A 15,181-nucleotide genomic window follows, 5' to 3' on the forward strand; every position below is an offset into this window, starting at 1 on the left:
GATATAAAAGTTGAGATAAAGTTTTTAATTGTCCGAACACATGTTCGGCTATGGTTCTAATTATAGGAACTGGGGTTGCAGGCTTATCCGCAGCTTTATCCTTGAAGGAGAAAGGATACTCAGTTAAAATAGTGACTAAGAAAATAACTGGAGGTTCGACCTACATAGCTAAAGGAGGTGCTGCAGCGTCGCTCAGCGATGATGATTCGCCTTCCCTACACGCTCAGGATACAATTAAGGTAGGAGACGGTATGTGTGACTTGAGGGCTGTGGACTACGTGACCAGCGAAGCTCCAGCAGCAATCAGGAAGTTAGAGCAATGGGGTTTTCAATTCGACCCAGATCTAAGATTAGAGGGAGGACATTCAAGGAGAAGAGTTGCACATAAAACCGATGAGACGGGAAGGGAATTCTATAATTTTCTGTTTAAGAAGGTTATCGAATCCGGTATAAGTGTTAAGGAGACAAGGGTAACTTCCTTAATAGTTAAAGATCATGAGGTAAAAGGAGTTTTAACTGAGAATGGAGAAATTGACGACAACAAGGTAGTCTTGGCTAGCGGAGGTTATGCTTACCTTTACAAGTTCTCCTCGACCCAGTCCACCAATGTCGGAGACGGAATGGGAATCGCCTTTAAGGCCGGAGCTATCCTTGGAGACATGGAGTTCGTTCAGTTTCACCCAACCGTTACATCTTTAGATGGAGAAGTATTTCTCCTGACCGAGACTTTAAGAGGAGAGGGGGCGATTCTTATAAACGATAAGGGAGAGAGATTTGCCTTTGATTATGACAAAAGGGGAGAGTTAGCTCCCAGGGATGTGCTTTCTAGGGCTATTTACGATCAATACAAACAAGGAAGGAAGGTCTTTATGGACTTAAAGGAAATTAACAACTTGGAAAGTAAGTTCCCAGTTCTAATGAAATTTTTGAGCAGACATGGAAAGTCGGTGAAGGAATTAATACCTATCTTTCCGGCAGCTCACTTCGTAGACGGAGGAGTGAGGGTAAACATAAGAGGAGAAACTAACGTGAAAGGTCTATACGCTATAGGTGAGGTTAGCGACAGTGGTCTTCACGGTGCAAACAGATTAGCAAGTAACTCTCTGATAGAAGGCTTAGTTTTCGGCATCAATCTCTATCGTTACATAGACAGCTGGGAAGGAATGTACCCAGACGATGGAATAATGATAGGCGTGTCTACTTGGAAAGGAAGGTCTGTTTCATTGAATGAAATAAGGGAAGTTAACTGGAATAACATGGGTATAGTCAGGAACGCTGAGAGGCTACAGAAATCTCTGGAATTCTATAAGGGCGTTGACACCAGCAGTAATAGCGAGGAATCCTACGCCTCGTTAATTTCCTATCTAACTTCCTTGGCAGCATTGAAAAGGGACGAAAGTAGAGGTAATCACTTTAGGGAAGATTTTCCTTCAAAGAAGAAAGAATGGGAAGGTAAAAGGATATATTTTAAGGTTCACGAATAGACGTCGTGAAAAAGAGCTAGACGTCCAAGCCTCGTCCTCATATTTTACATCTTTTAAACAAGAGACTGCATCTATAAGGGAGAGAGTAGTTCGCTTTCCTTTTTAAAAACAGTCTCTTCCTTTTAATTACTTGTTTTTGAGGCATTCTCCATTGCCCTTCCATAAGCCTCGTCAAGTTCGTCATTTATGAAGAAGTCCTTAATTTTAACTCCTTGTGAGATTAAGATTTGAGACAACTCTTCCCTTCTATCTTCCTTAAGTGATAACAAAAATCTGTAGTCCTCTCCTCTTTTCCTCATTTCACTAACTTTCACGTAATCTATGCTCTTGATTACTTCCTGCAACTTCTCTGGGGTCGTAGTATCAACTATAACTATAATGCCTAAGAACTTCTTTACCATGTCTTCTACAGTTCCTTTGAAGAAGATCTTGCCTTTATATATTAAGTAAACAGTGTCCGCCAACTTCCTCACGTCGTCGAGCTGATGCGACGTCATGAAAACTGAAGTTCCACCCTTTTTAAGATCCTGTATAACCTCCCTTATTTTAAGGTTTATAATAGGATCAGTTCCTATATTAGGTTCATCCATAACTAATAATGAAGGGTTTCCTAACAAGGCTTCCGCTATTGCTATTCTCTGAGTCATACCCTTACTATACTTTGCTATTTTCCTGTCTGCGAATTCCTTCATTCCAACTATATCTAATACCTTACTCACCTCACCCTTATCTATGCCTTTCAGAGAACATGACATTTCTAAAACTTCCCTTCCGCTCATGAAAGGTGGAAGATTTGGCAGTTCTTGTACATAACCTACCTCCCTGAATACTTTCTTTGAAGAAAAAGGATCATCGCCTAATATGGAAACTTTTCCCTGGTTTGGAAATATGAGACCCATTATTATCCTTATGGAAGTTGTCTTTCCGCTGCCGTTTGGACCTAGAAGAGCAGTAACTGAGCCTCTTTCTGTCTCAAAGGATACTCCATTAAGTGCTGGCTTCTTACCCTTTTTGTCGTAAAACTTCTTTAAGTTTTCAGCTATGATAGCACTCATTATCATTAATCTGTAAGCGGGAGTTAAATCTTTTTTAAAAATTTATTGAAATAGCGTCGCTGAGAGGTTTACCTTACAGAGAAGGGGGTTAAGGGGGCGGAAAGCCTCGCCTCTCTGAGGCGGGGGATGGATAGCCCCCTTATAAATGGTTTAAATATTTCTTTTTTCAAAAATCTTTTAGTGACGCTAACGATGCTCCTCCCCAGCTCGATTGAGGGCTTAATGGGACTGTGGGAGGAGCAACCATCATCTTCCTTTTCCTTCAAGGGACTAGAGCTCAGCAATGAAAGTCCCCTACCCACTCTGTCCAAATGGGAGTGGTTCTCTGAGCCACTCGACTGCCCACCAAATGAGAGATGTAATCCCGAATCGATGGTGGGAACCCTCGCCCTTTAGGGCGGGGAGGAAGTCAGTTTGTTGCTTAATCTTTTTCCTCATCAATTTTTTCACATGATACTTTATCTCTTTTTGTGAATTTATTTTCGCAGATAAACCGAAACCTAAGGTAGGTTTTTATCCATCGGTTTCTCGTTATCTTTGTGATCTCTCCTATCATACTTATATTGATTGGAATAGCGGTTGGCATACTGACTGGAGTAACCGGATCTAGCGGAGTATTGATTGTAGTACCAGCCCTTTCTCTTCTTGGTCTTTCATTTCAAGAGTCAGTTGGGTCCAGCTTGTTAGTTGACGTAATAACTACAATCTCTGTTATTATAGCATATATGAAAAATAAAAACGTCGACGTTAGGTTAGCTCTACTTTTAGGAGTAGGTGCTGTAATAGGTGCTCAAGTTGGAACTAGACTTGCGTTAGCGGTTCCAGAAACACCTTTGGAGGCTGTTTTCGCTGTATTTGCAATCGTCATGGCCATAAGATCTTTTTCAAGGATAAAGAAAAGGGAGGACAAAAAAGTGGAGGATGGAGGTCAAGTTAGAACTTCACCGTCGTTGATAAGGAGGGTGATAGGTATTCCTTCTCTGAGCTTTTTGGTAGGCATAGTTACGGGCACCCTAGGTGCAAGCGGTGGAATAATGTTTATAGCAGTAATGATGATTCTCGAACCTGGGCTACCTATAAAGAGGATGATAGGCACAGCTACTCTAGGTATGTTGCTTTCAGCGATAAGCGGAGCTTCAGCCTATATTTATACCGGTGTGATAGATATCTATGCCTCAATAGTGATAGGAATCATAGCTTTAATTTCGGGATATTTCTTTGCTAAGCTGGCAAACAAGGCTGATCCGCGTTATATATACGCTTTCCTGGGTTCGATATTTGTAGTTACAGCCATGACTGAGGCAATAAAAATATTACATTAACGTTCAAATTATTCTTGTTTTACAGTTATTCCTTAGAGGGTTACATAAAATCTTAATAATCATTATATTTAAAAATTACTTAAATAAAAACATAAAGCCTTATAATTACTTAAATCTTCTTTTTTTTGGATGTTACTTACGTTATTATTTAACTCTTACGAAGTTTGTACCTAAAGGAACAGCAATGGACTGTTCTGTCTACCATTTATAGATAAAAATAACATGTATATAATTAAAAGAATTCTTAATTATAAATGGTTAAATTCAACAAAGACTAAATTAAATATTACGCTAAAAGTTATAAACGGGGTATTACTTTTCTATGTAGTGCCGCCGATGAATCGTAGAATTGGTATAGGTCTGTTAATATTAACAGTAGGAATGCTCATGACCGTAACTCCCTATTTAGCGGAGTTTTCTCAGAGTGGTTTTCATATATACTCGCCATCACAGGACAATCAGTCGTACAAGGATGGACAGACAGTTATATTGGACTTCTCTTCTGCCTACAAGAACAATCCGTTCACAATTATTGTAAATAAATACTGTTATAATAGCACTACTGGGAAAACCTCAATAAAGCTATACAATGAAATAGGAGAGATCACAAATTCAAGCGGAGGTTTCTATGGTCCTATAATTTCAGGACAGTACCCGATTGGAAAATATCAAATATTACTAGAGGATGCTTACTCAAACGCTTATGCCGAATTTAACTTAACAATAACTCCAGATTCTTACCCAGCATATCTTGCGGTTACAGTTCAATCACAAAACGGTACAATAATACCAGGGGCTACGGTAGAAGCTAAAGCACCAAACGGTACAATAGTAGCAATGAACAAGACGTCAAATAACGGAGTAGCTTACCTTCAAGTTCAATATCCATTATCTCCAATCAACTACACAGTCATAGCATATGCCGGCGGATTCGCAACGGAATCAAAGGTAGTTACTGTAAACTCCAATGCAACTTTCCCCGTTACTTTATCTCTACCTTATACTGGACTTCACATATACCTAGTGAAGGTCTTCGGTGTAAATGAAAGTTCGATGACCTTCCTTGAAGGTAAACCAATAACCTTAGAATATCAAGTAGAATATCAAGGAATGCCAGAGTCTAACGTTATAGTGTATCTCTACCTACAAGGTGGAACTTCCGTACTAAACAACGCCACTAATGCAAATGGTTTAACTAACTTTACTGTCGTTCCAAAATACACCGGGAAACCCTATGAGTTACTGACTAACGCTACAGTTATCTACAATAACCAAGTTGCTTTCAAGGTAACTCAGCTTAAAGTTGTGCCGAACACTAGCGTTACATTAGTACCGATCAACGTAAAAGTAAGCGAGACAAATGGCACTCCACTATTATCAAATGTGTCTCTAAAGTATCCCAATGGTACTATAGTTACAGCTAGAGGCTCTTCTGTAACGTTCAACGTTACTTACAACGGAACGCCTGAGTACCTTACAATTTACGCTAGCTCTCTAGGTTTTATGCAGAGAAACCAGACTATCTACGTTAACTCAACGTTACCTATCAATGTAACTTTAGCCTTACCAAAGGAGTTCATGAACGTTTCTATAGAGTTGGAACAAGATGGTAAGATATTAACATCGCCCTACACTGTCAAAGGTGGAATTCCAGTTTATGTTAATATTACGGCATCCATGAATAATATGCCTGTTCCCGCTACAGTAACCGAGGAGGTGAAATTAGCAAACGGAACTACAGCTTCTTATAACATGACGTTACCTTCCAATGGAAGCACAATGGAAGAGCTTACTTTACCTAAGACGAACGGGACAAACCAGATTTACTTGAAAATTAGTTATAACGGAGTAACCTACACTCACTCATTAACAATTACATCTCAAGTGCCTCCAGTTAGTACTTTGAATACATCTACTACAACAACCACATCAACTACACCTTCAACTGCAACCTCTAAACCTTCTGATATTCTCTATATCATCATCGGTATAATAGTGGTTATAGTTATAGTTGGAGTTGTTCTTCTGTTCAAGAGAGGTAAGCGAACTCAGTAATTTTAAACCAATTTAGTTTTTTAATATTCTATCTTTAGAGCATTTACCATTTTTAAATGAGACGGAGCTATACCTCTCATAGTTACCCCAGTGAACTACCCCGCCCTTTACGGAAGTGGTCTTCCGCCCACTTAACCCTAGATATGATAAAACTTATTCTACGATTTCCCTATTATTTAGTGTGAAGCGATGTCCTAGATGTGGAGAGGAAAACGAAGATGATGCCAATTTTTGTATAAGGTGTGGATATGGCTTTAAAACCTCCATGAGATACGTGATTCTTTCAGCCATAACTTATTTCATATATACGGCTTTAGATTTTTTTACTTTAACAGAAGTTGAAAGGATTCCTACTCTAATAAATCCAGAATCAGTCTTAATATTCCTTTATAGCTATTCTGGTGCTCAAATATATTTAATTTCAGTGCTTTCTTTAATTATATTTGACGTTTCCGTCTGGTCTCTTGCCAGAGCGTTAGAGGGTATAGGCACAAGTGCATATATTTTAGTTAATGTAGGATTCAAGTTACTTCTAATCGTGGAATTTGTAGGTTCTCTAATCCTTTTCCTGTTCCTTCAAGAACCCTTTTTAGGTTCCCTTTTGATAACACTGGCAACATTAGGAACATTAACCTTGCTGGTTTCCACGATAGGTCTTTCCTTCGGTACGTATAAAATAGGAACTTTTCTTCAAAACAATGCAATAAAACTGCTTTCAGTACTTTATTTGATTCCTCTGCTAGGTTTTCTTATAACTCTTTGATAACATGTGTAGGAAATGATATTGATGTACAATGCCGAAAAACCGATATAAGAGTGAAATCAGCTTTGTAAATAGATGGTAAAGTTCTGTCCTAGATGCAATTACCCTAACGATGATAACAATCAATTTTGCATGAGGTGCGGATATCCATTTAAGTATACCTTCATAGATGATGAGAAGAGGCGCCTCCTTAAGGGTTTTAGATCGTTTAGCATCATAAATATAATTTCCCTTATTTATCTATCCGTAGTTTTAGGACTAGCATATCTTTTAAACGGAGGTAGCTTCTTCAATAACTTCACTTCATTTTTAGGTTTCTTAGGAACTGGGATAATAGGATTAATAATTTTATTTTTATCTATATTCAAGCTAAAGGAAGCGTATGCTAAAGCTATGCAAAAGGATCCAAAATATAGGCTGCCTTACTTCGGTACACTACTTCTCTTGTTATCTTTCGTTTTAGTTGCTGTCTACTCTGTAGTTTTCCTATCCACGTCGGCGGTGGGCTTGTTAATTCCATCTACAAGTGTGCCATTCTTTACGTTATCCATAAGCGGAGTTTTCATATTAGGAGCTGTAATGTCTAACTTCCTTGGTGCTTTCAGAGCGTTTGAGGACTTCAGGGATAAGGTATTCCTAGTTTCCTCGTTTGGGTTCCTAGCCTCAGCTATACTTGCATGTATAACTCCCTTCGTTCCAATTCTCCTTATTCCACTTTGGCTATTGTATCTGGTTTCAGTCACGCTGTTATATGCAGCCAGCGACTATAATCTTTCTCTTTCAAAATAAAATAAGGATTGTAAATCTTGTTTTGCAAAGAAACTCAATCTATTTTTAATAATACACTCTAAAGGTTTAGTTCGAGATTCCATCATATAAGTTTCCGTACCTTACGAAAGTTTAACTCTAACTAAAATAAAAAATATTTCTAATTTTTGTAAAGAAAAATTATTATTATAATTAGTAAGAATGTTATAATTATACTAATAAGAATAAATATATTTATTAGTATTTTTTAATATTGAACTACAGACTAGAGGATAAACACTAAGGCATACGTTTCAGTGTTAAAAATAAAGTTTTGAAAAGGATCAGGAACTTATGGATGTAGAGTATCTCTTGAAACGCGGAGATTATGAAAAACTACTTGAAGGTGATCCAAAGGCAGTTTTTAATTCTTTATTAGATTTCTTATCGTCAAACGATAAGGAACTTAAGCATAGAGCGTGGGAGATTGTACAAGACATGATAGAAAAAGGACTCATTAAACATAAAGAGGAAGTTATTCCATTGCTCTGTTATCACGATGAGGGAACAAGATACAGAGTTTGGAATTTAGTTCCCAAGATGGTCACTTCGGGTTTGATTTCCATTGAAAACGTCATCGAGAAATTGGACTGTTTATTTTCAATGTTGAAGTCCAATAATCAAGAAATAAGGGCTCTATCATGGTATTCTACATTGCCGCCATTGTTAAGTTTATTAGGCAAAGACAGAGTTAAGCCACTCTTATCTTACTGTAGGTCCGTAAACGGAGAATGGAGAGACCTTGTGGAAGAGACATGTAGGGAAATTGAAGATAGATAATGATTTTTACATGTTAGAATGAGAATTGACTTCTCTTTTTCCTATATGACATATAAAAATATCCTTTTAATGAACCATTACAAGGTATTCAAATGAGATTTCCAGACGATTTCAAGTTCGGTTGGTCGCAATCAGGTTTTCAATTTGAAATGGGAGGTAAAAGTCCTTTGGATTCCAAGTCGGATTGGTTCGCATGGGTTCATGATAAAGAGAATATAATAGGAGGTCTTGTGAGCGGGGATCTTCCAGAGAAAGGTGTAGGTTATCTTTCCGATTATCATAAATATCATCTGAACGCTCAGGAAATGAGTCTAAACACAGTAAGAATAGGCATAGAGTGGTCTAGGCTAAATCCAGAGAAGAGAAAGGTTGATGAAAAAGCGGTACAAACTTACAGAGAGATTCTAAAGGACTTGAAAAACTTGGGTTTCCACGTAATTTTGAATCTCTATCATTGGTCCATGCCACTTTGGGTTCACGATCCCATATCAGTCAGAAAGGGAGAGAACGGTGAAAAGGGTGGGTGGCTTAACGAGTCAACAGTGGACCATTTTAAGAAATTCGTTGATGATTCCGTCAGGTATTTCGACGATTTAGTGGATGAATATGTAATTGTAAACGAACCTAACGTGATCTGGAAAGCGGGCTTTGTTCTCGTTAAAATGGGCTTTCCTCCATCATATTTAAGCCTTGAGAAGGCTAATATAGCCAGAAGGAACTTAATTTCTGCCACGAACGAAGCCTACAACACCATTAAATCGTTGACCAAAAAGAAGGTTGGAGTAGTATATGCAATGGCTGACATACAATGCCAAGATAGGCTAGTTCAGGATAAAGCTAAGATGGACGAGGAATACTATTTCCTAGATAGTACTAAGTGGGACTGGCTAGGAGTGAATTATTACACTAGAATAGTAGTAGAACCACTTGAAGATGGATTTTCAGTTAAGAGGGGATTAGGTATGTATGCCCAGGGCTTGCAATTGAGCCTTGAAGGAAGAGATGTATCAGATAACGGCTGGGAGTTCTATCCCGAAGGACTTTATAATGTGTTAGTGGATGCGTGGAGAAGATATGGTAAAGAAATTTACGTCACTGAGAACGGTGTTGCGGACTCTCAGGATAGGCTCAGACCTAAGTACATAGTCTCTCATCTTTATTACGTGAAGAAGGCAATAGACGAGGGAGTTCCAGTTAAAGGCTATTTACATTGGTCTCTGGTTGATAACTACGAGTGGTCTTCTGGCTTCTCCGCTAGGTTTGGTCTTATGGGGATGAACTTTAAGACTAGAGAGACTTGGTGGAGGCCTTCAGCTTTTGTTTATAGAGAAATTGCGAAGACGAAGGTAATCGATGAGAAAATAAGAAGCTACGTATTTGGCAAAGACAGTAATAACGTATAAAGAATGTTTATTGCTTACAAGAAAGAAAAATAAAACAAATTATAATAACTAATTTTTTATCTTTTTCTGTTTATATTTACTCTGTCTTAATGTTAGCCTTTATTTTGTCAACCAAGTCCTTGGGTGGGTTGTTAATGCCATGACTCATCTTAGCATGAAGTGCGATTTGTTGCATTAGTTCATCTTCATTTCCTGCATTCTTAATTTCAAACCCACAGTTTTGACCTATACTTGCACAAGAGAACGAATACTTGCCACTTTTCTTAATGTTAGCCTTTATTTTGTCAACCAAGTCCTTGGGTGGGTTGTTAATGCCGTGGCTACTTTTAGCGTGGACTGTTATCTGCTGTAATAATTCCTCCTCAGAGGAAGCATTAACTATTTCAAACCCACAGTTTTGACCTATACTTGCACAAGAGAACGAATATTTTGCCATATGATTGAATGTTCACTTGTTATATTAAGACTTCGTTAGAACTTTCCTAACGCACATTTAAGTTACAGTTTAATTAAATGAGGATATGCAACTCTTCGGAAAGAAAAAGAAGTATTATTTCTCATGTTCAAGTGTAGGTATGTCTTGTGGTTTCGAAGTTAAAGGGGCTTCAAGCGAAGCCGAGCTTATGGATATCTTAAAGATTCATGCAGCTAAGGCTCACGGTATGACTACAATACCAGATTCTACTGTAGATGCAATAAAGAAGAACATAGAGAAGAAGTAACAAAAAATGTTTTTTTATATATATAATAATTCATTAAAATAAGTGTTATTAAAGTTCTTGTTATAAAAATAAAGTGTATTTTCTGATAATTTTATACCAAAAATCCTTATTTACTATATTTGCCTCTGATCGTTCTTTCTTTGATCTCTACCTTTTAAAAAGGGTGTTGCCTATATTATCTATAAATGGAAGTAAGCGATTTTCTTAGAAGAATATCAATTAGTAGGGATAACGTTTACTCTACCTTTTTTGGACTAGCGCTAAATAGAGCTAGGTTAACATATATAGAGACCAACTGGAGGGAGTTGGTTAGATCTCTGGAAATAAAGGGAGGGACTGTTCCGGTAAATCTAGAGCTTGATTTCAACACTCCCCTAGGAAGGGTCAAGGGTATCTATACTTCTTATATTTCCATAAGGGAGGGATTTCCCCCAGAGGAAGGTCTCTTGGAAGTCATGGAAAGAGCTAAACGCCTGATAAGCATGGATGAGAGCTTCCTAAAGAACTTGGGCTTCAAGGACTACATCTAAAGTATAGTAACTATCAGTTAAGAATAGCTTTATTCTAGAAATGTTTATATATTAAGCTGCCTAATTATCTTAAGGATAAAAATGAAGAGTTTGAAAGGTTCACAAACTGAGAAGAACTTCAAAGAAGGATTCATAGGAGAATCAATGGCTAACAGGAGATACCTCTACTTCGCCAAGAGGGCAGATGAAGAAGGTTATCCAGAAGTGGCTGGACTATTGAGAAGCATATCAGAAGGTGAGACAGCTCACGCCTTTGGCCATTTGGACTTCATAAGACAAGGTGATTCAGTTGACCCAGCCACTGGGAAACCAATAAAGACAATAGAGGAAATGTTGGAATCTGCAGTGGCAGGAGAAACCTACGAGTTCACCCAGATGTATCCGGGTTTCGCCAAGACAGCCAGAGAGGAAGGATTCGACGAGGCTGCAGAATGGTTTGAGACTTTAGCAAGAGCCGAGAAGAGCCACGCTGAAAAGTTCACCAATATCCTCAAGCAAGTTAGAGGAGAGTAACCCTTGTATTCTCTAAATAAAGACAATCCAAATTTTTTTGATAAAAGTAGATTGCAATCTGAGTTCATCAGACAATCATCAGTTTGTCATGGGTGCAGGAGATGCTTCAATTATTGTCCTGCATTCCCTACGTTATTCAAACTAACAGATTCCAAAGGAGTTAAGGCATTAACGTTAAATGACCTTTACGATGTAGCTTCAGAGTGTTTCCACTGTAACATGTGCTACGTTAACTGTCCGTTTACGCCTCCAAACGAGCTCAACATGGACTTTCCTCACCTTTTAGAGTGGGGATGGCTCCTACTGAGAAGGGAGAAGGGAATACCTTTGAAGGAAAGGCTTTACGAAATGCTCGACATGGTAAACTTAGCTAGACCAATAGCTCCAGCAATGGTAAACTTCTTGGAGAGTCCAGACGCACCCAAGTTGAAGGTAGCTCCAAAGAGCTTCAAGTCAACATTCAAGAGGGTAAAAGTAGACAATCCGGTTGGTAAAGTAGTATTATTTCCAACATGTTTGGTTGACAACTTCTTCGTGGAGTTAGGAAATGACCTAGTAGACGTATATTCCAGGCTTGGAATACAAGTGGAGCTAGGAGATTTTGTATGCTGTGGAGCGCCGATGCTAGATGCTGGAGATGCGGATTCCCTGAAGAGGAATGCGGAGAAGAATTATTCCAAAATTCTAAAGTATATTAACGAAGGATACGACGTAGTGTCACCGATACCAACTTGCACTTTAATGCTAACTAAGGAATATCAATACGTCCTTGATAAGGAGCCAGTGAAAGTATATGACGCTATGGAATACCTTATGAAGCTCAAAAAGGAAGGCAAAATAAAAATGGACTACAAGATTCCTTTAAGTGCGTTCTATCACGCTCCTTGCCACTTAAAATATCTTGGAGTTGGATACCCTGGAGTTCAGACTATGAGGGGACTAAAAATTAAGGTAGAACTTGCGGACAAGGGCTGTTCCGGCATAGATGGAGGATGGGGATTAAGGAACTATGACAAGGCAAAGGTTGTTGGCTCCAAGATGATGGAAGCCTTCTCGGAGAACAAGGCTGATGTATTCGTCACGGAGTGTCCATTAGCCGGAATGCAAATCGAAAAAGCTTCAGGTAGAAAACCACTGCATCCAATACAACTCCTTAAGAAGGCGATGGAAAATGATCAAAAGTGAAGAAGTTTTACCTTGGAACGAATATGAGAAAATAAGGAAAGATAGAATAGCGAAGATAGTTGAATTGAAAAAGGAAAGACGTATAGAGTTGGGAGATAGAATGTCAATTCTTTTTGAAAACAAGGATACAGTACTGCACCAAATTCAGGAAATGGTATATCTAGATAGGCTCAGCAGTGAGAAGGACAGAGAGCACGAGATAGAGGTATACAAAAACTGGTTACCTTGTGGAGGCAAGGTTAAAGCTACCCTTTACATTTATGCTAAGGATAATTCTGACTTGTTAGAAGTTTTCAGAACGCTACCTAAGATATACGATTCAATTTTCCTAAAGGTAGGTAGTAAACTAATTCAAGGAGAACCAGAAAACGGGTACGATCAAGGAGAAGCTTTCAGCACACTTCAACCGTTAACCTTTGACCTTGCAGGTGAAAGATCATTTGATATGGAGATCAATGTTGTACACGAAAATTACAAGTTTAAGATGAAGATACCCGAGAGCCTAGCAAGGAAGATAATAGAGGAAGCCTACGAAGAATGCTAGAGGAGTGAATGAGGCTTTCTAGTCTTTACATCAAATTATAACGAAAAAAATGTATATGAGATACCTTTTCGTAAAAAGAGAAGGAGGATAATCTTTTTTCTTTTTTTTTAGTTCTAAACTTAGTAATATTTAAAACTCGATTCCCCTTGTTTTTAAGCATCATTCAGCATGTTAAAGAAAACATAGCTTCCTTCTTAATTCCCTGCTAACTGTTTTTATCATTTACTATCAATTAATTTTTAATTTTTAAACAAAAATTCTTCTTATTACACTCTATTGCTTTAAACATTCTACTTGTTATTCTGTGCCATGATGAAGTGGCATCTATTATGCCTTGTTTTTAACAAGACGTATCGTTCCGCTTTTATATTAAAAAGATATATCGAAAACCTTTTTTATAAGGGAGATGGAATTCCTTTATGGATCTAAGAACAAGGACCCTAATACTATTGTCTGCTATGCTGCTTATTGTAAATTATGTAGAGACGATGGTGGTGCCTGCTCTTCCTACAATCGAGAAGGATTTTTCCATATCTACAACCCTGGCAGGCTGGGTAACTTCTGCATATATGATCGTTGCAGCTGCTGCTTCTCCTCTAATGGGCAAGCTAGCTGATACTTATGGTAAGAAGAAAATTTACACTTTGGCTGTTGGCTTTTACATTCTAGCTGTAGCAATTGCAGGATTTTCTCCTAACATATGGGTTCTCTTAATCGCTAGAGGAATACAAGGAATAGGCTTTTCAATGTTCCCCATTGCTATAGCTTACATTACTGATTTATACCCTAGGGAAAGGGTAGCATTTGCTCAATCCCTCTTAAGTGCAATGATAGGGATAGGTCCAGCTTTAGGATTGCTCATAGGTTCATATGTAGTGGAGGACTTAGGATGGCCTTATGCATTTCACACTGCAGCCATTCTATCAGCTATACTTTTCGTTCTCTCGCTCGTTTACCTGCCTCATACTGGAGTAAGAAAACAGGAGAAGGTAGATTACATTGGTGCTTCATTAATAGGTTCAGGAACCGTCATGACTCTGGTCTACGTTACTGAGGGACCAACCTTGGGATGGTTATCGGCTGAGAATTTTATGTTCTTGGGAATAGGAGCCTTACTATACATAGCATTCGTTCTATTTGAGAGAAAGGTTAAGGAACCTCTATTACGATTGGATTTATTTAAGATCAGGAACTTCGCTGTAGCTAACTTGATAGGTCTAGTATCTGGAATAGGGATGTTCATGGTGTTCATCTTCTTGGTCTATTACGCTCAGATACCTTCTCCTTACGGGCTAGGGCTCAGTATAATACAGTCTGGTCTTTTGATGTCTCCAGTTGCATTAGGAATGATAATATTCGGTCCTCTATTTGGTAAGTTAATGCCTAAGGTGGGACCAAAACCAGTGATTATAGCTGGTTCGCTTCTGTCCATCTTGTCTTACTTCATGCTATTATCCTTTAGATCTACTCCAGTTGATGTCCTTATAGACGGCTTCATTTCTTCCGTGGGACTTGTTGCTGTGATACTTCCTCTAGTAAACATAGTTGCACTTTCACTTCCAGACGGATATAGAACTACTGGATTAGGAATGAACACATTACTAAGAACCTTAGGAGGATCAGTAGGTCCAGTTGTAGCTACAGCAATGATGGAGACTTACGAGGACCCTATAGTGATGATAATGAACGGACAACCGCTCGTTTTAGGCTTTGTACCCTCATCCCTAGCTTTTAATTATATTTCGCTCTTTGGCGTAGGTATTATGGTAACAACATTAATTATATCTCTGTTCCTTAAGAATTATACTTTCACAGCTAGGAAGGAAAAAACTAAGCAAACACAGGAAATTACTGAGAATGTTGCATAAAACTTATCATATTGATTTTACTAAAAGAAATAAGGAAGTATTTTTAATAAATATTTTGAATATAATAATATAGTATATATTCACGTATTAATTATGCAAATATGTGCTATATATATACTACAAAATATACCTCTTAAAAAATGCTGAAAG

The 15,181-nt window shown here is 38.1% G+C and carries 16 protein-coding genes; 14 read left to right on the forward strand and 2 right to left on the reverse strand.

Annotated elements, in window-relative coordinates; translation table 11 throughout:
- Positions 1-50 precede the first annotated feature (50 nt).
- Positions 51-1,484, forward strand: a complete 1,434-nt coding sequence (locus RQ359_RS06315; protein ID WP_054839231.1) for an L-aspartate oxidase — start codon at positions 51-53, stop codon at positions 1,482-1,484.
- 122 nt (positions 1,485-1,606) lie between these two features.
- Here RQ359_RS06315 and RQ359_RS06320 read toward each other — a convergent pair whose 3' ends face one another.
- The gene (locus RQ359_RS06320) at positions 1,607-2,539 is read right to left on the reverse strand and encodes an ABC transporter ATP-binding protein (RefSeq protein WP_156017379.1); all 933 of its coding nucleotides are present in this window, start codon (positions 2,537-2,539) and stop codon (positions 1,607-1,609) included.
- A 180-nt stretch (positions 2,540-2,719) separates the two neighbouring features.
- Here RQ359_RS06320 and RQ359_RS06325 point away from each other — a divergent pair, with 180 nt between their 5' ends.
- The 7 genes from RQ359_RS06325 to RQ359_RS06355 all read left to right on the forward strand — a co-directional run bounded on the left by RQ359_RS06325 (position 2,720) and on the right by RQ359_RS06355 (position 9,669).
- Positions 2,720-2,935, forward strand: a complete 216-nt coding sequence (locus RQ359_RS06325) for a hypothetical protein (protein ID WP_338116998.1) — start codon at positions 2,720-2,722, stop codon at positions 2,933-2,935.
- A gap of 143 nt (positions 2,936-3,078) precedes the next feature.
- Positions 3,079-3,861 (forward strand): sulfite exporter TauE/SafE family protein, encoded by a 783-nt coding sequence (locus RQ359_RS06330; protein WP_338116997.1) that lies wholly within the window; start codon positions 3,079-3,081, stop codon positions 3,859-3,861.
- A gap of 336 nt (positions 3,862-4,197) precedes the next feature.
- Positions 4,198-5,916: a carboxypeptidase-like regulatory domain-containing protein gene (locus tag RQ359_RS06335; RefSeq protein ID WP_156017376.1), complete on the forward strand. Its 1,719-nt coding sequence runs from the start codon at positions 4,198-4,200 to the stop codon at positions 5,914-5,916.
- A gap of 181 nt (positions 5,917-6,097) precedes the next feature.
- A complete protein-coding gene (locus RQ359_RS06340; RefSeq protein WP_156017373.1) occupies positions 6,098-6,679 on the forward strand; it encodes a zinc ribbon domain-containing protein in 582 nt (193 codons plus the stop codon).
- Between the two features lie 75 nt (positions 6,680-6,754).
- Positions 6,755-7,468 carry a zinc ribbon domain-containing protein gene (locus tag RQ359_RS06345; protein WP_156017370.1) on the forward strand — a complete coding sequence of 238 codons (714 nt, stop codon included), beginning with the start codon at positions 6,755-6,757 and terminating at the stop codon, positions 7,466-7,468.
- 312 nt (positions 7,469-7,780) lie between these two features.
- Positions 7,781-8,266, forward strand: a complete 486-nt coding sequence (locus RQ359_RS06350) for a hypothetical protein (RefSeq protein WP_054838849.1) — start codon at positions 7,781-7,783, stop codon at positions 8,264-8,266.
- A 92-nt stretch (positions 8,267-8,358) separates the two neighbouring features.
- Positions 8,359-9,669 carry a glycoside hydrolase family 1 protein gene (locus RQ359_RS06355; RefSeq protein ID WP_054838850.1) on the forward strand — a complete coding sequence of 437 codons (1,311 nt, stop codon included), beginning with the start codon at positions 8,359-8,361 and terminating at the stop codon, positions 9,667-9,669.
- Positions 9,670-9,745: 76 nt separating this feature from the next.
- Here the strand turns inward: RQ359_RS06355 and RQ359_RS06360 are convergent, their stop codons facing one another.
- The gene (locus RQ359_RS06360; RefSeq protein ID WP_156017367.1) at positions 9,746-10,105 is read right to left on the reverse strand and encodes a DUF1059 domain-containing protein; all 360 of its coding nucleotides are present in this window, start codon (positions 10,103-10,105) and stop codon (positions 9,746-9,748) included.
- An 85-nt stretch (positions 10,106-10,190) separates the two neighbouring features.
- Between RQ359_RS06360 and RQ359_RS06365 the strand changes: the two genes are divergently transcribed.
- From RQ359_RS06365 to RQ359_RS06390, 6 genes are all read left to right on the forward strand, one after another.
- A complete protein-coding gene (locus RQ359_RS06365; protein ID WP_054838851.1) occupies positions 10,191-10,391 on the forward strand; it encodes a DUF1059 domain-containing protein in 201 nt (66 codons plus the stop codon).
- A gap of 185 nt (positions 10,392-10,576) precedes the next feature.
- Positions 10,577-10,921, forward strand: coding sequence for a hypothetical protein (locus RQ359_RS06370; RefSeq protein ID WP_156017364.1), 345 nt, complete (start codon positions 10,577-10,579; stop codon positions 10,919-10,921).
- Between the two features lie 81 nt (positions 10,922-11,002).
- The gene (locus tag RQ359_RS06375) at positions 11,003-11,434 is read left to right on the forward strand and encodes a rubrerythrin family protein (RefSeq protein ID WP_054838853.1); all 432 of its coding nucleotides are present in this window, start codon (positions 11,003-11,005) and stop codon (positions 11,432-11,434) included.
- 3 nt (positions 11,435-11,437) lie between these two features.
- Positions 11,438-12,619: a heterodisulfide reductase-related iron-sulfur binding cluster gene (locus tag RQ359_RS06380; RefSeq protein ID WP_156017361.1), complete on the forward strand. Its 1,182-nt coding sequence runs from the start codon at positions 11,438-11,440 to the stop codon at positions 12,617-12,619.
- The gene (locus RQ359_RS06385; protein WP_054838854.1) at positions 12,606-13,163 is read left to right on the forward strand and encodes a DUF3501 family protein; all 558 of its coding nucleotides are present in this window, start codon (positions 12,606-12,608) and stop codon (positions 13,161-13,163) included. Before RQ359_RS06380 ends, RQ359_RS06385 begins: the two co-directional genes overlap by 14 nt.
- Before the next feature lie 419 nt (positions 13,164-13,582).
- Positions 13,583-15,031 (forward strand): MFS transporter, encoded by a 1,449-nt coding sequence (locus RQ359_RS06390; protein WP_457921140.1) that lies wholly within the window; start codon positions 13,583-13,585, stop codon positions 15,029-15,031.
- Positions 15,032-15,181 lie beyond the last annotated feature (150 nt).

It is taken from the genome of Sulfuracidifex metallicus DSM 6482 = JCM 9184 (assembly GCA_032834875.1).
Lineage (GTDB): Archaea > Thermoproteota > Thermoprotei_A > Sulfolobales > Sulfolobaceae > Sulfuracidifex > Sulfuracidifex metallicus.